Genomic DNA, 24,761 nt, shown 5'->3' with positions numbered 1-24,761 from the left:
TACTGCTAGGCCGTCTCAGCTGCCCTCTTGTACCCGCGGATCGCCGGGTAGGCGAAGACCGCGATCAGGCCGACCGTCCAGAACACCGTCTTCAGCAGCGGCTCGGCGACCGGGCCACCGTAGGACAGCCCCTTCATCGCATCGATCGCACAGCTCATGGGCTGATTGGCGACCACGTCCTGCAACCAGGTGGGGTAAGCGACGATGGGCACGAATCCGGTGTTGAAGAACATCAGCAGCGTGTTGAGGATGCCGATGAGGCTGATCAGCATCACGCCTTCGGTGATGGTCGCCAGCGCCGTGATCATCACCGCGAAGCCGAGACCGAACAGCACCGGCACGCTGATCAGCGCGATGTTGGTGAGCGGGTCCTCCATGAACAGGAAGCCCAGTGGTACGGCGACGAGCAGCACGATGACCGTGGTGAGCAGGATGCGCATCGCCTCGGCGAGCAGGCGTCCGGCGAGCAGCGAACCCTTGTTGATCGGCATGGTGTAGAACCGGCTGAGCAGCCCCGACGCCTTCTCGCGTTTGAAGCCCAGCGCACTCACCACCGCACCGGTCATCGCGGCGATCAGGGTGAGCAGTGCGGCCTGGCCGTAGATGCTCGGGATGCCGGTGGCCGCGGTGATCGAGTCGCCGAGCACGATGCGGAACATCACCAGCGTCACGGCCGGGTAGGCGATGGTCTGGATGGTGGTCGACGGGTCGCGCAACCATACGGTCAGGATCCGTTTGCACTGGATGAGGCTGTGGAGGAACCACACCGACACCGAGTTCTCCGGCTTGGCATGGACCACCGGCAGCTGCGTGGCGGTTTCGGTTGCTGTGGTCATGATCGCCTCACACTCGCCCACACTGCCAGTGGGAGGAACAGAACTGCCGCACCGCAGAGCCACACCAGCGAAACCCAGGTGCCCGCCCACGACAGGTGTCCGGCGGCCATATCGCTGAGTGTCTGGGCGAACTGGGAGATCGGCTGGTTGCGCGCGAACGGGCGCGCCCAGGACGGGAAGCTGCTTTCCGGCACGAAGCCGGTGGACATCATGCCGAAGATCAGAATCGGCAGGGTGAGCGCCTGACTGAGCGCCTCGGGGTTCTTGGTCAGGCTGCCGAGCGCATCGGCGCCCAGGGTGAGCACCACGCCGACGGCGAGGGCGAACCCACAGAACGCCAGGGCCTGCGCCCAGCCGCCACTGAACTCGAAACCGATCAGGTAGCCGTAGACCATGGTCGCGATCAGCGAAACCACCGAGCGAACCAGGCCCGCGCAGATCCGTGACATCAGTGGAACGAGCGAACCGATCGGCATCGTCTGTAACCGGGTGCTCAACCCGGTGAGCGACTCGAACGCGGCCAGCTGGGCGTTCGACATCATCGTCAACGCCATCGTCTGCAGCACGATGATGGGCATGACGTACTGGGCGTAATCGATGCCCTGCGCCTCCATCACATAGCGCAGCGGCAGGTAGAACGCGAGAGTCATCACCAGCGGGGTGAGCACGGCGACGATCAGCTCGCCCTTGAGCGCCATGGTGCGCACGATGCGACCGGTCAGCGCGCGCCACTGCGCGAAACTGCTGTGCCGCACGTCGTACCGGTCGCCGAACAGCTCCTTCGCCGAGGGGGTGGAAACACTCACTAGTGGCCGCCCGAGTGACCGGTGATCGAGAGGAACACGTCGTCGAGCGACGGGCGGCGCAGCGCGATGTCGGCCAGTTCGATGCCCGCGTTGTCGAGCCTGCGCAGCGCCTCGGCCAGGGTGCTCGCACCGTCGGGGGCCGGTATGGACAGGTTGTCGGCGCCCGAGATCTCGGCGGCGACGGCAGCCGGGACCAGGTTACCGAGGGCCTGCACGGCCGCCGAGATGCGGCTCAGATCGAGCGGCACGATCTCGCAGTAGCTGCCGCCGGTCTTGGCCTTGAGCTGGTCGGCGGTGCCTTCGGCGATGACGGTGCCCTTGTCGATGACGATGATGTTGTCACTGAGCACGTCGGCTTCTTCGAGATACTGCGTGGTGAGCAGCACCGTGATGCCCTGGTTCTTCAGCGCGGTCACCAGGTCCCACACGCCCTGGCGGCTGCGCGGGTCCAGACCGGTGGTCGGCTCGTCGAGGAACACCACCTCGGGCCGCACCACCAGCCCGCAGGCGATGTCGACGCGGCGGCGCATGCCTCCGGAGTAATTGCGTACGGCGCGTTTGCCCGCGCTGACCAGGTCGAACTCCTCGAGCAGCAGTTCGGCGCGCTTGCGTGCGGCCGACTTGGTCAGGCCCATCAGGCGGCCGAACAGTTCGAGGTTCTCGCGGCCGGTGAGGTTCTCGTCGAGCGCGGCGTACTGCCCGGTCATCATGATCGAACGGCGCACGCCCGCGGCGTCGGTGCGCACGTCGTGCCCGGCGACCACGGCGGTGCCGGAATCGGGGCGCAAGAGCGTGGACAGGATCTTGACCGTGGTGGTCTTGCCCGCGCCGTTGGGGCCGAGGATGCCGAGCACGCTGGCCTTCTCCGCCTGAAAACTGATGCCTTGCAACGCGTGCACATCGCCGAAGGACTTGCGCACGTCGGACACGAGCACCGCGGGCTCACCGCCGTGCGATGCGACGCCACCTACGGGCGAATCCACTGAGATCGAACTCGGCATCAACTCTCCACCATCGGCCGGGCGCGGCGTCTCTGCGTCGAGACGAACGCACCGCGGAATTTACTTCCCGGTAAGTGATCCATACCGTTCGGCGCGATGTTACCGCTCCGGTGTTTTTCGGGGTGGGTACTGGGCCGAGGCGGTCCGGATTCACGCGGTGGCCGACCCATCGTCCCCAGGGCAGTGCAAGGGCAGTGCGCTGACCTTGTCGGCGCGGTCGCGCACCCATACGCTGACCTTCGGGGAAACACTTGTCTCGCCGGCCCGCGTGCGGGTGTGTTCGAACTCGTGGGAGGTGACCATGGCCGAGTCGGCAGCCGCCGCGCCGATGGGGCGATCCGATGTGCTCACATCGTTCGACCCGCGTACCGGCGAGCAACTCGACCGGTACCCGGTGCAGGGTCACGCCGAGGTGACCCGCGCGGTACGCACCGCACACGCCTCCCAGAACTGGTGGGGCGAGCTGACTTTCGCCGACCGCAAGCGCTTGTTGCTCGATTGGCGCCGCCGGATCGCCCGCAATGCGGGTGAACTGGTGGAGATCCTGCGCAACGAGACCGGCAAGCCAGAGGCCGACGCCGCGCTGGAAGTGATGCTGGCCGTGGAGAATCTGGACTGGGCGGCGCGCAACGCCGAGCGCACCCTGGGTCGGCGGCGCCTGGGCACCGGGTGGTTCACCCGCAATCAGTACGCCTCGGTCGGTTACCTGCCGCTCGGGGTGATCGGTGTGCTCGGCGCGTGGAACAACCCGGTTTTCACCCCGATGGGGTCGATCGCCTACGCGATGGCGGCGGGCAACGCCGTGGTGTTCAACCCGCACGAACTCACCACCGGTGTCGGCGTCTGGCTGGCGGCGAGCTGGGCCGCGGTCTGTCCTGATCAGCCGGTGTTGCAGGCGGTCACCGGGGACGCGCGCACCGCCACCGCGCTGTGCAAGGCAGAGGTCGACAAGATCGCCTACGCCGGACCGCAGGCGCGGGGCCGCGAGGTGATCGCGCTGTGTGCGCAGACGCTCACGCCCGTGGTGGTGGAGAACAGCGGCAAGGGCAGCATGATCGTGCACGTCGACGCGGTGCTCGACGGGGCGGCCGAGGCCGCGGTGTTCGGGGCGATGGCCAACGCCGGCCAGAACGCCTCGGGAATCCAGCGCTGTTATGTCGCCGACTCGGTCTTCGACGACTTCTTGGCCCGGGTGGCCGACCGGGCGGCGAAGCTGCGCCCCGGCGCCGACAATCGCGCCGCCTACGGCCCGATGATCAACGGCGATCAGGTGGACGTGGTGCGCAGACAGGTGCGCGACGCGATCGCCCGCGGCGGGCACGCGGTCCTGGGTGGGCTCGACTCGTTCCGCGACCCCTATGTGGAGCCGATCGTGCTGGCCGACGTGCCCGAGGAGAGCATCGCGATCACCGGCGAAGGGATCGGACCGGTGCTGGTGGTGAACCGGGTGGCCGATCTGGCCGACGCGGTGACCCGGGTCAACGCGGCGGGCAACGGGATCGCCGTCACCGTGTTCACCCGCGACATCGCCAGTGCCGAGTTCATCGCCGAGCAGCTCAAAGTGGGTGTGGTGACAGTTAATTCGTCCACGGCGTTCACCGGGATCCCGGCTCTGCCCTTCGGCGGGGTCGGCGAATACGGTCAGGGCCACAGCCACGGGCAGCAGGGCCTGCACGAGTACAGCCGCACCATGTCGATCGCCCGTAAGCGCTATCAGGCACCGATCCGGCTGTCGACGTTCGACCGTCGGCCCGGGCATCTGCAGTCGGCGAAGGCGCTGTTCCGGTTACGTCACGGCCGCGGCTGACCCGCGGCCGTTCAGTCGCCGGCCGAATCGCCGATCAGCACCGCCCCGGTGAGCGCGCCGAGCCGGGCCAGCTGCTCGGGGCGGGAATCGAAACGCAGCAGCCGGCCGACGTCGATGATCTGACCGATCGCGGCGTGTACGCGAAAACGCGACTCGATCGGGTCGTCGTCGAGCAGGTTGGCCCATTCGAGGATGTTCTGGCGCTGAAGAGTGCGCAGACGGTGCTGTTCGGCCTGCGGCAGGTTGCTGAACTCCGCGTAGTAGACCGGCATGATCTCCGGGGTCGCGAAGGTGAGGCGGGCGTGCTGATCGGCGATGCGGCGGGCGGCGTCGGCCCGGTTGTCGGCCTCGGCCAGCGCTTCGCCGATCGCGACGGCCAGGCGCTCGCCGGTGCGGTGGAAGGCCGCCGCGAGCAGATCGGCTTTGCTGTCGAAGTGGCGGTACACGCTCGAGGCGTTGATGCCGACGGCGGCGCCGATCTCCTCGATGCCCGACTCGTGGTAGCCGTTGCGGCCGAAGATCCGGATCGCCTCGGTGAGCAGCTGTTCGCGTTTCGAGATGACCGGCAGACCGCGATTCTGTTTGTCCGGTTCGGCCGCGGGGGGCGCGGGCGGCAGTTCGGCCCGCACGATCGCCCAGGCCATTTCGCGTTGCACGGCGAGCATGCGCGCGTGCGAGAGCGTGGTGCGGTGCGCGGCGATGCTGGCCAGCGCGCTCAGCGCGGCGACGGCCAGCAAAGTGACGTCGGCTTCGTCGGCCTCGGGGCGCAGTTCGGCGATCGGTGCGGCCACCAGCGCCTCGAGTTCGCGGTAGAACGCGCGGATGCGCACCCGGTCCTCGCGCTCGAGGTAGCGGCGTTCCCAGCGGTAGAGCCCGGCCTCGCGGCGGATCCCGATGTTGTGTTCGGCCACGGCGGTGAGCAGCGCGTCGAGCCGGTCTCGCGGAGCCAGCTCCGGGTCGTCGGCCGCGCGGGCGACGTCACGCAGGCCGCGTGCGCCTTCTTCGGCGGCGGCCACGAGCAGGGCGTACTTGTTGGCGAAATGGCGGTACAGGGCGGGGCCGGAGATCCCCACTTCGGCGGCGATCTCGTCGACGCCCACCGGGTAGTAGCCACGGGTGCTGAAGGCACGCGCGGCGGCCCGCATGATCTGTATCTTGCGGTCTTTCGGCCTGCGGCGCACCACCTTGGCCTGCGTGGCAGCCGGGTCGCAGGCACGTTCGGCCTCACTGCGATCGGCGACCATGTGCTCACTTTCCGTTCCACGAACCGGGTTGGACCAGTCAACCTAAGTTAACCACAATTCGCAAACGTCGACAGGTAGGTCGGCAAAACGAAACCCGCCCCGGCGGCGACTGGTCGCTACCGGGACGGGCTGTCGAGCGCGGAGAACTACAGGCCGAGACCGCGGGCCAGGGTCGGCCACGACAGCTTCAGTTCGTCCTTCCAGTAGCCCCACGAGTGGGTGCCGTTGGGACGGAAGTTGAACGTCGCCGGGATGCCGAGTTCGTTGAGCCGGTTGGACAGGTTGTGCGTGCAGAAGTTGGTGCCCGCCTCGATGATGCCGCCGATCACGATCTGGTTGGCCAGACCGTAGGCGCCGGGCAGCGCGTAGGGGCCGTTGAGGGTGTCGTACGGGCCGGGCAGGCCGTTGCCGGTGGAGACGTAGAGCTCCACACCGCGCAGACCCTCGGCATTCACGTACGGGTCGTTCTCCACCCATTCCGCCGAGCCCTGCGGGCCCCACATGTTCATGGTGTCGCCGCCGCCCCAGGTCTCGACCGTGACCTTGACGAACTCGGAACCGATCGGATCGGAGGTCTGCGCGCAGCCACTGTAGGCCGCGGCCGCCTGGTAGAGGCCGGGCTTGGCGATCGGCAGCGCCAGCACCGTGGTGCCCGAGGTGGACAGGCCGGCGATGGCGTTCACACCGTTGGTGCCCAGCGCGCCGTCGACCAGCGGGGGCAGCTCTTCGGTGAAGAAGGTCTTCCACTTGTTGCGGCCCAGGACCGGGTCGTCCTTGATCCAGTCGGTGTAGTAGCTCCAGGCGCCACCGATCGGCTGGACGACGTTCACGTTCTTGTCGCCGAGGAATTCCAGCGCATCGGTCTTGGCGACCCAGGACGCCGAATCCTCGCCGCCGCCCGCACCGTTGAGCAGGTACAGGGTGGGGCGCGGCACCGAGGCGTCGGCCGGGCGCTGCACGTCGACGATGATGTTCTGATCCATGGCCGCGGAGAAGACGTGCAACCGCAGGCTGCGCGAATCCTTCACCTCGGCCTTGACGATCTTGGAACCGTCGGGGGACACGGGGTTGGCGAGCAGGCTCTGGGAATCGATGATCGGGTCAGCCGAAGCGGGTGCCGTTCCGATGCCGGACATCAGTCCGGCGGCCACTGCCGTTGCCGCGATCATCGCCGCGGCTCGGGAGCCACGACGCCGGGTGTGCCGACGAATCAATTTCGCACCTTCGCTTCGTCTCGAATTCCGACTCGGTCGCACCCGTATTCCGGGCGCGCAGTTGCACCTCGGCAGAACCATACGGGTTGTGCGCTGGTTACAACAGTAGTAATCGTTACAACAGCGCGGTCACATCATGCCTCACCAGCCACAGTGTTGTCACCGTGACCCAACGGCCCGGTCACCGGCGTCCAACAGCTCGGCCAGGCGTGGCCCGATCTCGGCCAGCGCCTGCGGTGCGGTCATCTGATCATGCACCGCCGCGACCGGCCGATCGCGGATTTCGCCGTCGACATACGGGGCCCAATTTCGCGCGGCGTGCTCATGACCGAGCGCGCTGAAATACTCCAGCCTGCCCCGGAACACCGCGGGCCGGTGCTCGGCGATCAGTTCGGCCGAACGCACCGCGCTGCGATAGATACGGCGTACCCGTTCGGGGGTGAGCACGGCCATGTTGGCGGGGATGATCGCGTGCAGCGCGGCCAGCGCGTCATCGCTGAGATCCCGTACGCCCGCCGCGGGCAACGCCGCCCGCAGGTCCACGCCCAGTTCGGCCAGCGCGTCGCGTACCGCGGTGTGGAAGTCGGGAACGTCGATATCGGGGTGCGAGTCGAGCATCGCCAGCAGCGACACCTGCGCACCGGCGGCCTGAAGTTCGGTCGCGACAGCGTGGGCCAGCACCCCACCGAGCGACCAGCCCATCAGCCGGTACGGGCCCTCCGGCTGTTCGGTGCGGATCTCGGCGGCGTAGCGGCGCGCCATCTCGGCGAGAGTACCGGGCAGGTAGCCGGCTTCGCTCAGGGCGGGTGACTGCAGACCGAAGATCGGCCGCCGTGCCGGAATGTACTGGGCCAGCCCGGCGTAACACCACGACAACCCGTACATGGGGTGGATACAGAACAGCGGCCCGCCCGCTTCGGTGCCGTGCGGAACGCGGTTGCGGATGGGCAGCAGTACGCCGAGGGCGTCGTCGGATTCCAGGTCGTAGTCGCCGGTGCCGGATTGGGTGGCGTCGATGCGCGCGGCCAGTGCGGCGACGGTGGCGTCGGTGAAGAACCACTGCACCCGCACTTCGGCGCCGACCCGGGTGCGCAACCGGCTGATCGCCTTCGTCGCCACCAGCGAATTGCCGCCGAGTTCGAAGAAGTCGTCGTCGAGGCCGACCTTGCCCGCGCCGAGGACTTCGGCGTAGACCTCGGCCACCGCCCGCTGCAACGGTGTGGTCGGTGGCCGGTAGGGCCGGTTGGTGAAGGCCGGAACCGGGAGCGCCTTGCGGTCGAGTTTGCCGCTCGGGTTGAGCGGCAGGGACGGCAGGACCACCAGCGTGGACGGAACCATGTAGGCGGGCAGGGCGCCGCGCGCGTGGGCGAGCAGGGCCGCCTCGTCGAAGCCCGCCACCTGCGCACCGCTCTCGATCGAATAGCCGGCGGGCGGGGTGGGTGTGCTCGGCTGTCCGGCCGGCGCCGCCGTCGGCACGACGTAGCCGACGAGCCGATCGCCGGTCGGACCGTGTGCCAGCGCGACCGCGGCGCGACGCACCGAGGCGTGCCCACCCAGCACCGCCTCGATCTCGCCGAGCTCGATCCGCTGACCACGCAACTTCACCTGGAAGTCGCTGCGACCGAGGTATTCCAGTTGATCACCCAGCCACCGGACCACGTCGCCGGTGCGGTAGAGCCGGCCACCGCCGGGTCGGGCGACGAACCGCTCGGCGGTGAGCGCCGCGGCGCCCAGGTAACCGCGGGCCAGCTGGACACCTTCGATGTAGAGCTCCCCCGCCGTGCCCGGTGGTACCGGATTCAGCTGACGATCGAGCACACGCACACCGGTGTTGGCGACCGGAGCGCCGATCGCGATACTCACGGCGGCACCAGGTTTCGCCGACGCGGCGGTGACCACGGTGGCCTCGGCCGGGCCGTACCAGTTGATCAGCTCCACCTCGGGCAGCACCTGCGCGCAGCGGCGCGCGATCACCGACGACAGCACCTCACCGGCGGCGAAGATCCGTCGCAACGCGGGGAACTCGGCGAGGCCGGGTTCGGCGAGGAATGCGTCGAGCATGGACGGCACGAAATGCACGGTGGTGACGGCGCGTTCGGCGATCACCCGCGCAAGATAGGCGGGGTCGCGGTGGCCGTCGGGCTCGGCGATCACCACGGTGGCACCGGTCTGCAACGGCCACAACAGTTCCCAGGTGGAGATGTCGAAGGTGACCGGCGTCTTGTGCAGCACCACATCGCCGGGTCCGTGTGGGTAGGTGCGCTGCGCCCAGCGGAACTGGGCGACCAACTGCCGGTGAGTCAGCATCACGCCCTTGGGGGCGCCGGTCGAACCGGAGGTGTGGATGACGTAGGCGAGGTTGTCGGCCTGGGCGTGCTCGAGGTTGTCGGTGGTCGAGGAGCGCGGGCCGAGCGCGTCGATGTCGACGACGGGAATCTCCGTGCCGGTGCTGAATCCGGTGGCCGCGGTGGTGAGTACGCACACCGGCGCGGCGGCGGCCAGCACCCGTTCGGTGCGTTCGACCGGATGATCCGGGTCGACCGGCACGTAAGCGGCCCCGGTGCGCAGTACGGCGTAGACGGCGGCCACCAGGTCGACGCCGCGCCGCATCGCCACCGCGACCAGCTTCTCGGACCCGGCGCCGTGCTCGCGCAGGGCCACCGCGAGGGCCCGCACCCGCTCGTCGAATTCGCTGTAGGTGAGCGTGGTTTCGCCGTCGACGAGGGCGGTGGCGTGCGGGGTGCGCGCCACTTGGGCATCGAACAGCGACAGCAGGGTGGCCTCGTCGAGCAGTTCCGGCGCGTCGGTCGCGTTGGCCGCCGCCAGGGTCGCGTGTTCCTCGGCCAGCAGCACGTCGATGCCGGCGATCCGGGCCTGCGGGTCGGCGGTGAAGCGGGCCAGCAGCATCGACAGGCGCTGCGCCAGCGCCGTCGCGGTGTCGGCACCGAACACGTCACGCAGGTATTTGACCGAGACCCGCAGCTTCTCGTCGGCCACCACCTGCACGGTGATCGGGTAGTGGGTGCCGTTGGCGGCGTCCATCCCGGTGACCGCGGCCGCGCCGGACGCGGCCTGCGCCAGCCCGGCCCGGTCGACCGGGAACGACTCGAAGACCACCAGCGAATCGAACAGCGCGTCGATGCCGGCGATCTCTTGGATCTCCCCCAGGCCCAGGTAGTGATGGTCGAGCAGCGCGGCCTGCTCGCCCTGCAGGGTGCGCAGCAGTTCGGCCACGGTGTCGCCGGGACGCAACCGCACCCGCACCGGGATGGCGTTGAGGAACAGCCCGACCATGCGTTCCACACCGGGCAGCGCGGCGGGCCTACCGGACACGGTGGCGCCGAACACCACGTCGTCGCGGTCGACCAGGCGCGCGATCAGCAGGCCCCAGGCCGCCTGCACCACGGTGTTCACCGTGACCCCGAGCTCGGCGGCGAGCGCACTCAGCGCGGCGGTGTCCGGTGCCGACAGCTCGAAACCGGTTTCGCCGGTACCCGTGGCGATTTCGCGGCCCTGATCGACCGGTGCCAACGGAGTCGGTTCGGCCAGGCCGGTGAGCGCGGTGCGCCAGGCCTGCCGGGCGGCGTCGAGATCCTGGGCGACCAGCCAGGCCAGGTAGTCGCGGTAGGGCACCGGTTTGGGCAGGCGCCTGCTGCGCCCGCCGATCGTGTAGGCGGTGAGCAGTTCCTGCAACAGCAGCGGTGTCGACCAGCCGTCGATCAGAATGTGATGGCTGGTGACGAGCAGATGCGCACCATCGGGTGTGCGCACCAGTGTGAAGCGCAGCAGCGGTGCGGTACCCATGTCGAAATGCTTTGCCAGATCGGCGTTTCTGACCCGCTGATAGGTGTCGGCGTCGGTGTCGAGCACCTGCCACGGCACGTCGATGTCGTCGAGCACCACCTGCATCGGGGTGCCCGCGGCGTCGGTGGCGAAGGCGACCCGCAGGTTGTCGTGCCGGTCGAGCACGGCCTGGGCGGCGGCGTGCAGGCGCTTGTCGTCGACGGCGGGATCCAGATCCAGCACGAACTGGGTGATGTAGGGGTCTACCGAATGCTCGGCGAGCAGGGCGTGGAACAGCATGCCCGACTGCAGCGGGGTCACCGGCCACACATCGCTGAGCCGTGGGTAACGCCGCGTCAGGCGGGTCACTTCGGTCTGGCCCAGCCGCACCAGTGGGAAATCCGATGGGGTGAAACCACCCGCGTCGGGGCGCAAGCCGTGTTCGGCGAGACCGCCGAGGGCGCGGATCCAGTGTTCGGCGAAGGTCTTCACCGCGTCGGCGTCGAGCACGGCGGTGGCGTAGTCGAAACGGGCGACCATCCCGTCGTCGGTGGCGTCGACGGTGAGGACCAGGACCAGGTCCTCGGCGGCGACATCGGTGTGTACGCGGGCCGGTCGCAGGTCACGCAGGCGCACCGCGAACCGGCCGCGGTCCAGGGCCCGCACGCTCTCGGCGGTCTCGGTGTCGAGGTAGCGCAGCAGGGCGAAACCCGCACCGTGGGCGGGGACGGCCCGGCACAGTTCCTTGATCTGCGACAGGGCCGCCCCGGCGGCCGGTCCCCCGATCAGCGCGTCGGCGACGTCGACACCGTCGAGTCGCAGGGCCAGCGGATAGTCGGTGGTGAAGCCGCCGACCACGTTCTCCGCGTCGGGCCGGCCGAGCACCCGCTGATCGGCCCGCAACCGGACCACCGTGCCGATCGCCCTGGCCACGGCGGTGTCGGCCGCGGTGTGCAGGGCGAGGGCGGCGGCGGTGAGCAGCACCTCGTCGATGGTCGCGCGGTACGCCTCGGCGACCGTGCCGACGGCGGCGGTGCCCTCACCGGTGATGCTGAGCGAGACCCGGCTGCGCTGCCGCAGGTCAGCGGAATCTCCTGCACGGGAACGGATCACGCGATGCCAGTACGCACGCTCGGTGCGCGCCCGCGGCGAGGACGGGTAATCGGCGAGCCGGTGCACGAGATCGCCGAGGCCGGCGTCGGGACCGGTGGGCGCGGCGTGGCGACCACGGCTCCACGCGGTGGTCAGCTGGTCGACCACCGCGCGCCACGACACCTCGTCCAGGACCAGGGCATTGGCCACCACAACGAGCGTGGCGGGATTTTCGCCGTCGCCGGTGAGGATGAAGTGGATATTGCGGCCCTCGTCCGGATCGAGAGCCGCGACGGCCGCGGCGACGATGTCGTCGACCGGCAGCAGGGCCGACCCGTCATCGGCGCCGAGCCTGCGGAAGGCCCGGCCGGTGCGTTGCTCCTGTGCGGGTATGCGCAGCACCGGGGTGTCACCGGTGCGATCGAGCCGCGCCCACAGCATCGGATGCTGGCGCATCACCGCGGCCGCCACCGCGGCCACGGCATCATCGGGGCAGGTAGCGGGCACATCGAGCAGCACGGCGCGCGGTTCCACCGCTCGCTCACCGGCTTCGAGCAACTGGGCCGCGGTGGCGGTCAGTGGCAGGACATCGGAGGGCAGTGTGGTCGCCGAGGTGTCGGCGGTGAGCTGGGCGCGGGCCGCGAGCGCGGCGACGGTGCGGGCGTCGAACAGGTCGCGCGGGCGCAGGGTCACCCCGGCCGCCGCGGCCCGCGAGACCACCTGGATGGCGGTGATGCTGTCGCCGCCGAGGGCGAAGAAGTCGTCGTCGAGGCCCACCCGGTCGTGACCGAGGACCTCCGCGATCACTGCCGCGACGGCGCGTTCGGCTTCGGTGCGCGGGGGGCGGTGAGCGCCGCGCACTGCGGCCGGAGTGGGCAGAGCGCGCCGGTCCAGTTTGCCGGTGGGGGTGAGTGGGAGTTCGTCGAGGACGATGATCGCGGCGGGCACCATGTAGTCGGGCAGCTTCCGCGCGGCCAGGGCGGTCAGCTCGGCGGCGAGTCCGGTGTCGGTCCCAGCAGGGGTGTTCGCGGCGGGAACGGGCGCCGCGTCCTGCTCCCCCGGTTCGGCCAGCACGTAGGACACCAGCATGGTGGTACCGGTTCCGGTTTCGCGGCCGATCGTGGTGGCCCAGTTGACGCCGGGGGCGGCGGTCAGGACGGCATCGATTTCGCCGAGCTCGATCCGCAGCCCACGAATCTTCACCTGGAAGTCGTTGCGGCCCACGAACTCCAGGGTCTCGCCACGGCGGCGGACGAGGTCACCGGTGCGGTAGAGGCGTTCACCCGGGGTGTAGGGGTCGGCGATGAAGCGGGCGGCGGTGAGCGCGTGGCGGTCGTGGTAGCCGCGGGCCAGCTGGATGCCGCCCAGGTACAGCTCACCGGTGACGCCGTCCGGGACCGGGTGCAGCCGCGTATCCAGGACGAGCGCGCGGACGCCACGGAGCGGACCACCCATGTGCACGGCGTCGCCGGGGCGCAGCGGCGGGCTGATGGCGGTCATGATGGTGGTTTCCGTCGGTCCGTAACCGTTGTGGAAGTGCCGTTGCGCCACGGAGTTCCAGCGGGCGGCGAGATCGTCCGGTACGTGTTCGCCGCCGACGATCAGCGTGCGCAGGCCCGGCACACCATCGGGGTCGAGGGTGGCCAGCACCGTCGGGGTGAGGAAGGCATGGGTCACCTCTTCGGCCCGGATCAGTTCGGCGAGTTCGGTACCGCCGACGGAACCGGCCGGTGCCACCACGAGGGTGCCCGCGCCGCCGAGGGCCAGCAGCAGTTCCAGCACCGACGCGTCGAATGCGGGTGAGGCGAACGCCAGTGCGCGCGTGCCGGTGCCGAGTGCGTAGCGGTCGACCTGCTCGGCACAGAAGTTGGCCAGCCCGGCATGGGTGACGACGACGCCCTTGGGTCGCCCGGTCGAACCGGAGGTGTAGATCATGTACGCGGCGTCGCCGGTGCGCGGCCGCGCAGGCAGGTCGGTGTCGAGCACGGCCCCGGTGGCGCAGGCGGCGACTTCGGCGGTGAAGGCGCTGTCGTCGAGGGCGAGCCAGCTGCCTTCCCCGGGCAGGGCGGGCAGGTCGGACAGCTCGGCCGCGACGGTGAGACCGAAGACGGCGCCCGAGTCGGCGATCATGTGACTGATCCGGTCGGCGGGGTAGCCGGGGTCGATCGGGACGATCACAGCACCGGTGCGCGCGACGGCCCACACCGCGAGAACCGACTCCAACGAGCGCCGCATGGCCACAGCCACAGCGACTTCCGGCCCCGCACCACGGGCGGTGAGCGCCCGCGCCAGCTGGTTGGCGGCCGCGTCGAGTTCGGTGTAGGTGAAGCCGCGCCCGTCGCCGCGCACCGCGACGCCGGTCGGGTTGGCCCGCACCGCGTCGGCCATGAGCTGAGCGAGGGTACGTTCCGGTTCGGCGGGTGGACCGGCGAAGGTGAGCTGTGCGGTGCGCTCGGTGGGGCTGAGCAGGTCGATGTCGTCGACCGCGGCGGCGGGCGCGGCGACCACGGCTTTCAGCAGCCGGACGAAGCGGGTACCGAAGCCCGCGACCGTGCCGTGGTCGAACAAGTCGGTGGTATAGGTGAATTCGGCCCGCATACCACCGTTGTCCGCCAGCTCGCGCAGGGTGAGCAGCAGGTCGAACTTGGCTTCGGCGGTGCGGGCATCGAGCGCGCTCACCGCCAGGCCGGGCAGCTCGACGGTCAGCGGGGCCAGGTTCTCGAACGACAGCGCCACCTGGAACAGCGGATGCCTGCCCGCGGACCTGGCCGGCTGCACCACGTCGACGACCCGCTCGAAGGGGATCTCGGCGTGCGCGAAGGCACGCAGGTCGGTGTCACGGGTCCGGGCCAGCAGCGCGGTGAACGGCTCGTCGCCGTCGACGCGGCTGCGCAGCACCAAGGTGTTGACGAACATGCCGACGAGGTCGTCGAGTTCCCGGGCACCACGGCCGGCGATGGGCGTGCCGATGGCGATGTCGCCGGTGCCGCTGAGCCGCGCCAGCAGCACCGCCAGCGCCGCCTGCACCACCATGAACACGGTGACACCCTGGGTGCGCGCCAGCGCGGCCAGTTCGGCGTGCAGTTCGGCGTCGATCTCGAAAACGCTGCTCGCGCCGGCGAACGACTGCACCGGGGGGCGCGGGCGGTCGGTGGGCAGCGCGATTTCCTCCGGCAGCCCGGCGAGTTCTTCGGTCCAGTAGGCCAACTGGGTCGCGGCCGGCGAAGCGGGGTCGGCTTCATCACCGAGCGAATCACCTTGCCACAGTGCGTAATCGGCGTACTGAAGCGGCAACGGGGACCAAGCGGGCGGAGCACCGGCAGCCCGTGCGGTGTAGGCGAGGACCAGATCACGGGTGAGCGGACCCATGGAGAATCCATCGGCACTGATGTGATGGGCGACGAAGACCAGCACGTGCTCCTCGGCACCGACCCGCAGCAGGCGCAGACGCACCGGCGGTCGCGCGGTGACATCGAACCCGTCCCCGACCGTCCGAAGGACTTCGGCGAGCAACTCGTCCTCGGTCACCGGAACCGGTGTCAGATCAACGCGCACCGCGTCCGGTGCCAGCACTTCTTGCACCGGGGCGTCGACCGCGCCGCGACCCGCCATGGGGGCGCGGTCAGCCGAGGCGCTGGCCTGGGCGGTAGCCGAGCCACTGGGTGACGCCGGGTAGCGGGTGCGCAGGATTTCGTGGCGGGTGAACAGGTCGCGGATGGCGGCTTCGAGGGCGGGGAGGTCGAGGGTGCCGGTGAGGCGGATGGCGGCGGGGATGTTGTAGACGGTGGCGTCGGGGTCGAGCTGATTGAGCAGCCACATGCGGTGCTGGGCCGGCGAGAGCGGGATCCGCTCGGGTCGCGGGCCCGCGACCAAGGGAAGGATGGCTTGGGCGCCGGAGCGGTGTACGCGCACGGCGAGGTCGGTGACGGTGGGCGCTTCGAACAGCAGCCGGACGCCGACCGACCGGTCGAGGGCGGCACCGATCCGGGCGGCGGCTCTGGTGGCGAGCAGTGAGTTGCCGCCCAGGGCGAAGAAGTCGTCGTCGGCGCCGACGGTGCCCACACCCAGGATCTCGGCGTACACACCGGCGATCAGCTGCTCGGTCGGCGTGGTGGGCGCGCGGAAGGCGGCGGCCTCGAACACCGGGGCGGGCAGGGCGTTCCGGTCCAGTTTGCCGTTGACGGTGCGCGGCAGTTCGTCGAGTACGACGAAGGCTTCCGGCACCAGGTAAGCAGGCAGCTTCGCCCGCAGTGCCGACTCGGCCTGGGCGACAATCAGCTGTTGAGCTGCCTCGGTCGCGGAGTGCGAGGTGGCGGAGTCGGCTGTTCCGCTGCGCAAGGTGGCGGAGTCCGCTGTTCCGGCGCGCGAGGTCGCGGAGTCTGCTGATGCAGCGTGCGAGGTCGCGGAGGCGGAGTCCGCTGATGCGGTAGCTCGAATCGCCGGATCTGCAGGGGCGGGGTTCAGCGCACCAGCCGAATCCGGTGCTGGGTCGCCCTGCACGACGAGGTAGGCGACCAGCCGATCGCCGAAGTGCGCGTCGGTGCGGGCGAGCACTGCGGCCTGGGCGATGCCGGGCAGCCCGAGCAGCACGGCTTCGACTTCACCCGGCTCCACCCGGAACCCGCGAATCTTCACCTGGAAGTCGCTGCGCCCCAAGTAGACCAGTTCACCGCCGGAGGTACGACCACGCACGACACCGTCGGCCGCGGACCTACTCACGGAACTACTCTGTGGTCCACCACGACCTGCACCGGGCTGCTCCACGCCAGTACCTGGCTGCACCGCACCAGCACCCGGCTGCACCACGCCGACACCGGGCTGCTCCACGCCAGTACCCGGCTGCACCACGCCGATACCGGGCTGCTCCGCGTCGGTACCCGGCTGCACCACGCCGATACCGGGCTGCTCCGCGTCGGTACCGGGCTGCACCACGCCGATACCCGGCTGCACCACACCAGCACCCGGCTGCACCACGCTGGTAGCGGGCTCCTCCGCGCCAGTACCGGGCGGCCGCAAGTCCGCGCCGGTCGCGGGCCCGCCTCGCACACCACCATCAGCGAGCGCGACACGGTCGTCCGGGTGGCGCCCGCCGACAGGCTGTCCGCTCGGACCGGCGGCGGGAGTGCGGGCCACCAGGTCGCCGGTGCGGTACATGCGGGCGCCCGGCTCGAAGGGGTCGGGGACGAACCGTTCTGCGGTGAGGGCGGCTTTGCGGAGGTATCCGCGGGCCAGTTGGATGCCGCCGAGGTACAGCTCGCCCCGGACACCGGGCGGGACTGGGCGCAGGCGCTCGTCGAGGACGTAGGCGCGGGTGTTCCATTCGGGGGTGCCGATGGGGACGGTGAGCGTATCGGCTTCGGTGACACGGTGATCGGTGACCGACACGGCGGCTTCGGTGGGGCCGTAGAGATTGTCGATCCTGGTGTCGGGCAGCGCGCGCAGCAGTCGCTGCGCGAGCGGCGCGGGCAGCGCTTCGCCGATGGCGAGGATGCGGGTCAACGGCTGCGGGCGGGTTTCCCAGTAGCCGGTCAGGGCGTCGAGCAACGACGGGACGGCGGTCAGGGTGGTGACACCGGCCTCGGCGATGAGGGTGTCGAGGTAGGCGGGATCGCGGTGGCCGTCGGGCGCGGCGATCACCAAGCGGCCACCGCACACGGCGGCGGACCAGAATTCCCAGACCGACAGGTCGAAGGTGGCGGGGGTCTTCAGCAGGAACACATCGGACTCGGTGGTACCGAATTCGCCGCGCAGCCACTGCAATTGGTTGACGGCGGCCACGTGCGGCACCGCGACACCCTTGGGGCGCCCGGTGGAACCGGAGGTGAAGATGACGTAGGCGGTGTTGTGCGGGCGCAGCGGTGCGCGACGGTCGGCGTCGGTGATCGGCGACGGGTCGGCGGACTGCACCGCCGGGTGATCCACCCGGACCACCGGTGCCGCATCGGTGCGGAAACCGTTGCTGAGCACACAGATCGGGGCGGCGGTGTGCAGGATGTAGTCGGTGCGTTCGGCGGGCTGATCGGGGTCGATCGGCACGTAGGCACCGCCGGACCGGCTCACCGCGAACATCGCGACGACGAGGTCGATCGAGCGGGGCAGGGCCAGCGCGATCAGCGATTCCGGACCGACACCGAGCGAAATGAGGTGGCGGGCCAGGCGGTTCACGCGCGCTTCGAACTCGGCGTAGGTCAGTTCCAGCCGGCCTTCGGGCAGGTCGGCGACGAGCGCGACGGCTTGGGGACGCGCCCGCAGCGGCAGCTCGGCCAGTGTGCCGACCGGCACGGACAGGTCAGCGGCACCGCTGACAATCTCGGCGTCCCGTTCGGCGGGTGTGCGCAGGTCGACATCACCGGCGACCACGCCGGGTTCGCGCACGATCGCGTCGAGCAGCAGTGTCAGCCGATCGGCGAACGCGCGCACGGTGGCGGCGTCGAACAGCTCCGTGGCATAGGTGAAGAAGCCTTCGATGCCGGTGGGGGCACCGTTTGCGTCGTACCCGTCACCGACGATCAGGTGCAGATCGAACTGGGACACAGCCAGTTCCGTCGATACCGGTGCGATCCGCAGCCCGGGCAGCTCCAGCGCCGCACGGTCGATGTTCTGGAAGGACAGGCCCACCTGGAACAGCGGGTGCCGGGCGGTGGAGCGCGGTGGGTCGAGCACCTCGACGAGCCGTTCGAACGGCACGTCGGCGGCGGCGAAGGCGGCCAGGTCGCGGTCACGCTGGGTGGTGAGCAGTGCGGTGAACGGCGCGCCACCGTCGTAGCGGGTGCGCAGCACGACGGTGTTGACGAACATGCCGATCAGGTCGTCGAGCTCGCGTTCCCCGCGTCCGGCGACGGGGGTGCCGACCGCGACGTCGGTGGTGCCGGCCAACCGGGCCAGCAGCACGGCGAACGCGGTGTGCAGCACCATGAACACGGTCGCGCCACTGTCCTGCGCGATCCGGGTGAGCCCGGCGTGGGTGGTGGCGTCGATCCGTACCGGCACCCGGTCTCCCGCCAGGGCGGCGACCGCCGGACGTGGGCGGTCGGTGGGGAGTTCGAGCAGGTCCGGCAGATCGGACAGTTCGTCGCGCCAGAACTCGATCTGCTGGGCGGCGGCGGATTCCGTGTCGTCCTCGGAGCCGAGCCGATCCAGCTGCCGCACCGCGTAGTCGGCGTACTGCACGGGCAGCGGCGCCCAGTCGGGAGCCCGGCCCGCCACCCGTGCGAGGTAGGCGGTGGTCATGTCCCGCACCAGCGGCGCCATCGATGACGCGTCCGCGGCGATATGGTGCACGACCACGGCGAGCACGTGCTCGGTCGGCGCGTCGGGGCCGTCACCGGTGATGTCGAACAAGCGCACGCGCAACGGCACCTCGGTGGTCACGTCGAAGGCCGTCGTGGCGAGCCCGGTGATCTGCTCGCGCAGTTCGTCTTCGGCGTTACCGGCTGCCGTGGCCGACCGTGCGGTATCGCAGGCAGGAGCGTGCCACCCGGCTGCGGGATCCGTCGGCTCGACATCCGCGAGAGGCACGGCTTCTGCATCGGCTCCCGGCCGGTTGAGCGGCGCAGAAGGGCCCGTCCGACCAGGTGTTGTGCGGTGGATCGCGAAGTCGAGGTCGACCTGGTCGACCGGCAGGATCTGCTGGATCGGCCCGTTGCCCGTGTCGGGGTAGACGGTGCGCAGTACCTCGTGGCGGGCCAGCACGTCGTGTAGGGCCGCGGTGAGAGCCGCGGTGTCGAGGGTGCCGGTGAGGCGCAGGGCGAAGGGGAGGTTGTAGGCGGCGGTGCCGGCGCCGGTGGCGCCCTGGTCGAAGCGGTTGAGGAACCACATGCGGCGCTGGGCGGGCGAGAGCGGCAGTTCGGTGGGGCGTGGCAGGGGGGCGTGGGTGGTCGGGGTGGTGCCGGCGCCCAGGGTCGCTGCCAGGGCCGCGACGGTGGGGTGCTCGAACAGGGTGCGCACGGCGACGCGAGCACCGGTGGCGGCGGCGAGGCGGGCGACCAGGCGGGTGGCGATCAGGGAGTTGCCACCGAGGGTGAAGAAGTTGTCGTCGGCACCGATATCGGTGCGGCCCAGCATTTCACCGAACAGGTCGGCGACGAGCAGCTCCTGTTCGGTGGTGGGTGCGCGGAAGGCGCGCGCGGTGAAACGTGGTGCGGGCAGGGCGCGGCGGTCGAGTTTGCCGCTGGGGTTGAGCGGCAGCTCGTCGAGCACGGTGATCGAGGCCGGAACCATGTACGCCGGAAGGGTTTTCGATACCGCCGATTGGAGACGGTCGGGTTCGGCGGCGTGGCCGTGCGTGGGCACGACATAGGCGACGAGCTGGTCGCCCAGTTCGGTCGCGGCGACCACCGCGACGGCCTGGCTCACCGAAGCGTGGGTCAGCAACGCGGATTCGATCTCCCCGAGTTCCACGCGCTGACCACGGAACTTCACCTGGAAATCGATGCGGCCCAGGTAATCCAGCCGATGCGGCGCGGTGGCGGTGGGGCGGCGCCACACCACCAGGTCGCCGGTGCGGTACATGCGGGCACCCACGCCGACCGCACGCCCGGGGTTACCGTTGAACGCGGTGTTGCCCGCGAACGGGTCGGCTACGAACCGATCCGCCGTCAAGCCGGGCCGTGCGGCGTAGCCGCGCGCGAGCTGATCGCCCGCGAGGTAGAGCTCGCCCGCCACACCGGGCGGTACCGGCCGCAACCGCTCGTCGAGCACGTACACCCGGGAGTTCCACTGCGGCAAGCCGATCGGTACCGGCTGCTCCCCCGACCGAGCCGGCCAGTAGGTCACCGACACGGCGGCTTCGGTCGGCCCGTACAGATTGTGCAACCGGGCCGAGCACACGGCCGCCATCGCCTCGACGGTCGTCGGCGGCAGCGCCTCACCGATGACGAACACATCACGCAGCGAGGCGACCGGCCTCGGCGACTCGACCGCCGCGAGCTGTTCGGCGAACACGGTCAACATCGAAGGCACGAAGTCGGTGACGGTGACGCTGTGCCGTTCGATCAGCTCGATCAGATAGGCCGGTTCACGGTGCCCGTCCGGGGTGGCCAGCACCAGTGTGGCGCCGACGCGCAGCGGCATGAAGTATCCCCACAGCGACACATCGAAGGTGGTCGCGGTCTTCTGCAGGTACACATCGCCCAGAGCCAGTGGGTATTTCGCCAGCATCCACACCAGCTGGTTGTGGATCGCGGCGTGCGAGATCACCACGCCCTTGGGTTTGCCGGTGGAGCCGGAGGTGAAGATGACGTAGGCGGGGTGCTGCGGGAGCAGCGGCGCGGTGAGTTCGTCCGGGCGTACCGGATCGACGGGCACTGCGCTGGTGTCGAGTTCGTCGAGCAGCAGCAGCTCGGTACCGGCGGGCACCCCGACCGCGTCGGCCCGGGTGCTCAGGACACAGGCGGGCTGGGCGGTGTCGAGGATGTAGGCGATGCGTTCGGCGGGGTGGTCGGGGTCGAGCGGCACATAGGCGCCGCCGGCGGTCAGGACCGCGTACATGCCGATCACCAGTTCCGGCGAGCGCCGGATGGCCAGCCCCACCAGCGCTTCGGGGCCCACGCCGGCGCGGATCAGCAGCCGGGCCACGGCATTGACCCGTTCGTCGAACTGCCGGTAGGTCAGGACCGTGCCCTCGTAGACGAGCGCGGTGGCCGACGGATGCGCGCGCACCGCACGGCGGTACGCGTCGAGCATCAGTTCCGGCGCCACCGGGTGGGTGGTGTCGTTCCAGGTCAGTACGGCTTGTTCGCGTTCGACCGGGGTGAGCAGGTCGACATCGGCGACCGCCAGGTCGGCGTCGGCGCTCACCACGTCGAGCAGGCGCACGAAGCGCGCGGCCAGCATCGCGACCGACGCGGCGTCGAACAGGTCGGTGGCGTAGGTGAACGACGCTGCCATCGGCTCGGTGGGGTCGTGGCCGGGCACGATGGTGAGTTGCAGATCGAACCGGGCCACCTTGCCCTCGAACTCGATGGGCGCGACGTCGAGGCCGGGCAGGCGCAGGTTCGGCAGGTCGAGATTCTGGAAGAACAGCGCCACTTGGAACAGCGGATGGTGAGCTTGGGAACGAACCGGATCGAGCAGCTCCACCAGGCGCTCGAACGGCAGGTCGGCATGGGCGAACGCGGCCAGGTCGACGCGCTTGGTCGCACGCAGCAGTTCGGCGAAACTCGCCCGCGCATCGACGCGGGTGCGCAACACCAGGGTGTTGACGAACATGCCGATCAGGTCGTCGAGTTCGCGCGCGCCGCGCCCGGCCACGGGGGTGCCGATGGCGATGTCGTCGGTGTGGGCGACCCGGCTCAGCAGCGCCGCCAGCGCGGCGTGGACCACCATGAACTCCGAGGCACCGCTGCGCTGGGCCAGCGCGGCCAGTGCGGTGTGCACGTTCGCGGGAATCCGGAAACCGAATTCGGCGCCGCGGCCGGTGAACACGGGTGGGCGTGGACGGTCGGTGGGCAGATCGAGGCGGTCGGGCAGCCCGGCCAGTGCGCGGCGCCAGTGCGCGAGCTGGGTGGCGGCGACCGAATCGGGGTCGTCCTCGGCGCCGAGCAGTTCGCGGTGCCACAGCGTGTAGTCGGCGTACTGCACCGGCAGCGGCTGCCAGGTGGGCCGCGAGCGGTTGCGCCGGGCCAGGTAGGCGCCGAGCAGGTCGCGCAGCAGCGGCGCGATCGAGGCGCCGTCGGCGGCGATGTGGTGCAGCGCCACGGCCAGCACGTGTTCCTGCGGCCCGAGTTCGCCCACTGCCACCCGCAACGGCACACCGGCGGCGACGTCGAAGCCGGTGGCGGCGAATTCCGACAGCCACAGCGGCACCTGGTCTTCGTCGAGCGTGTCGAGCAGCACATCGGGCACGGCCTCGGCCATCGGCAGCACCACCTGGTGGCCGACGCCGTCGTGCACCGGATACCAGGTGCGCAGCGATTCGTGGCGGCCCACCAGATCCGACAGCGCCGCGTGCAGGGCTCGTGGGTCGAACGGCCCGGACAGGCGCAGCGCGAACGGGATCGTCTCGGCGGTGGAGTCGGGATCGAACTGGTTGAGGAACCACATCCGCTGCTGCGCGGGCGAGAGCGGGATCAGCTCCGGGCGGCCGCGGCGGGTGGGCGGGTTGTGGCCGCCGGTGCCCTTCAGCGGTTCGAGCAGCGTGGCCAGCCCGGCGACAGTGGGACTTTCGAAGACGTGTCCGGCGGGCACGCGGGTGGCCAGTTCGGCGCCGAGCCGGGCCGCGGCCTGGGTGGCCAGCAGCGAATTGCCGCCGAGGGCGAAGAAGTCGTCGTCGGCGCCGATCGGGTCGGCCGGGCGGAGCAGCTCGGTGAAGATCTGGGCGACCAGTTCCTCCATCGCGCCGGAGGGGGCCCGGAATTCCTGGGCGCGCAGGGCCGGCGCGGGCAATGCGGTGCGGTCGAGCTTGCCGACGGGTGTCAGCGGGATGGTGTCGAGCACCGTCAGGGCGGTGGGCACCATGTGGGCGGGCAGGCCCGCCGCGGCGTGGGCGATGAGCTCGTCGACATCGATGCGCGCGCCGGCGCCGGCGTGCACGTAGGCGGCCAGAATCGTGGTGCCGTTGTCGAGTTCGTGTCCCACGGTGACCGCGAAATCGACGCTGGGATGTGCGGTGAGCACGGTATCTATCTCACCGAGTTCGATCCGGAACCCGCGCACCTTCACCTGGAAGTCGTTGCGGCCGACGAACTCGATGGCGCCGTCGGCCCGCCTGCGCACGAGGTCACCGGTGCGATACAGCCGGCCGGGGGCCGCTTCGGTCGCGCGCGGTCCGGCCTCGGATACGACGAACGGGTCGGCCACGAAACGCGCGGCGGTGAGCGCGGGCTGCCGGTGGTAGCCGCGGGCCAGCCCGTTTCCGGCGATGTAGAGCTCGCCGATCATGCCGTCGGGCACTCGCACCAGCCGCTCGTCGAGCACGTATTCGGTGACCCCGCGCAGCGGTGCACCGATGTTCACGGTGTCGCCGACGGTCAGGGGCGCGCTGATATTGGTGACGATGGTGGTCTCGGTGGGCCCGTAGCAGTCGTGGAAGCGCCGGGGACCCGATGGCAGTTCGGTGGCCCAGCGGCGGATCAGATCCGGCGGGCAGGACTCGCCGCCGGTGGTGACCACGGCCAGCTCGTCGAGGCCGGCCGGGTCGAGTGCGGCCAGCGCGGCGGTGGTGATGAACAGGTGGGTCACCGATTCACGGCGCAGCACTTCGGCCAGCTCGGGTCCGCCGAGCACACCGGCGGGCACGATCACCATCGTGGCTGCCGCACCCACGGCCATCAGCAGTTCCAGCACGGCGCCGTCGAACGACGGTGAGGCGAAATGCGCGGTGCGCGAGGCCGCTTCGATGCCGTAGTGCGCGCGCTGCTCGGCGCAGTAGCCGGCCAGCCCGGCGTGGGTCACCACGACGCCCTTGGGCAGCCCGGTCGAGCCGGAGGTGTACACCACGTAGGCGGGGTGCTGTAGCCGCAGCGGTCGCACCCGGTCGGCGAAAGTGACCGGCTCCCCGGACAGTCCCTCGATGTCCTGCGCCACGGCGGGGTCGTCCAGGCACAACCAGTCGATGGTGCCGGGCAACCGGTCGGCCGCCGCGGCGACCGAAAGTCCTACCACCGCACCGGAATCGGCCAGCATGTGCCGCACACGGGCGGGCGGATAGTTCGGGTCGACGGGCAGGAAAGCCGCACCGGCCTTGGTGATCGCCCACATCGCCAGCACCGAAGCCGGGGAGCGGCCGATGCCCAGCGCCACCACGTCCTCGGGGCCCACCCCGCGGTCGATCAGCAGGCGGGCCAGCCGGTTGGCGCGTTCGTCCAGCTCGGCGTAAGTCCAGCGCACCGGCGCCGACATCCCGTCGGACCACGACAGCGCGAGCGCACCCGGATCCGACTCCACCGCCACCGACAACAGTTGCGGCAGCGACTTTCCGCGCTGCCTGGCACGGGCACCGGACGCCCGAGACGCCCGTGTCACGACAGTTCCGTCCGA

General features: G+C 70.2%; 7 protein-coding genes. 1 reads left to right on the top strand and 6 read right to left on the bottom strand.

What is annotated here, in order from left to right:
* Positions 1 to 5: 5 nt before the first annotated feature.
* The 3 genes from ACFO5K_RS25135 to ACFO5K_RS25125 are packed head-to-tail and all read right to left on the bottom strand — an operon-like array spanning position 6 to position 2,643.
* Positions 6 to 836, bottom strand: a complete 831-nt coding sequence (locus ACFO5K_RS25135) for an ABC transporter permease (protein WP_378567929.1) — start codon at positions 834 to 836, stop codon at positions 6 to 8.
* The gene (locus ACFO5K_RS25130) at positions 833 to 1,642 is read right to left on the bottom strand and encodes an ABC transporter permease (RefSeq protein ID WP_378567926.1); all 810 of its coding nucleotides are present in this window, start codon (positions 1,640 to 1,642) and stop codon (positions 833 to 835) included. The genes ACFO5K_RS25135 and ACFO5K_RS25130 overlap by 4 nt, the downstream gene beginning before the upstream one ends.
* Positions 1,642 to 2,643 (bottom strand): ATP-binding cassette domain-containing protein, encoded by a 1,002-nt coding sequence (locus ACFO5K_RS25125; protein WP_378567923.1) that lies wholly within the window; start codon positions 2,641 to 2,643, stop codon positions 1,642 to 1,644. Before ACFO5K_RS25125 ends, ACFO5K_RS25130 begins: the two co-directional genes overlap by 1 nt.
* Before the next feature lie 301 nt (positions 2,644 to 2,944).
* On the opposite strand from ACFO5K_RS25125, the gene ACFO5K_RS25120 reads away from it, so the two are divergent.
* Positions 2,945 to 4,450: an aldehyde dehydrogenase family protein gene (locus tag ACFO5K_RS25120; protein ID WP_378567920.1), complete on the top strand. Its 1,506-nt coding sequence runs from the start codon at positions 2,945 to 2,947 to the stop codon at positions 4,448 to 4,450.
* Positions 4,451 to 4,461: 11 nt separating this feature from the next.
* Here ACFO5K_RS25120 and ACFO5K_RS25115 read toward each other — a convergent pair whose 3' ends face one another.
* From ACFO5K_RS25115 to ACFO5K_RS25105, 3 genes are all read right to left on the bottom strand, one after another.
* Complete coding sequence (locus ACFO5K_RS25115) at positions 4,462 to 5,694, bottom strand: TetR/AcrR family transcriptional regulator (protein ID WP_378567917.1); 1,233 nt, start codon at positions 5,692 to 5,694, stop codon at positions 4,462 to 4,464.
* Between the two features lie 146 nt (positions 5,695 to 5,840).
* Positions 5,841 to 6,863, bottom strand: coding sequence for an alpha/beta hydrolase (locus ACFO5K_RS25110; protein WP_378568327.1), 1,023 nt, complete (start codon positions 6,861 to 6,863; stop codon positions 5,841 to 5,843).
* A gap of 204 nt (positions 6,864 to 7,067) precedes the next feature.
* Entirely contained in the window at positions 7,068 to 24,746 is a 17,679-nt protein-coding gene (locus tag ACFO5K_RS25105) for an amino acid adenylation domain-containing protein (protein ID WP_378567914.1), read from the bottom strand.
* Between the last annotated feature and the right edge of the window lie 15 nt (positions 24,747 to 24,761).

This window comes from Nocardia halotolerans (genome assembly GCF_042650145.1).
In the GTDB taxonomy this organism is placed as follows: domain Bacteria; phylum Actinomycetota; class Actinomycetes; order Mycobacteriales; family Mycobacteriaceae; genus Nocardia; species Nocardia halotolerans.
The sequence above is the reverse complement of the archived record's forward strand: the minus strand, read 5'-3'. Positions and strand labels throughout refer to the sequence as shown.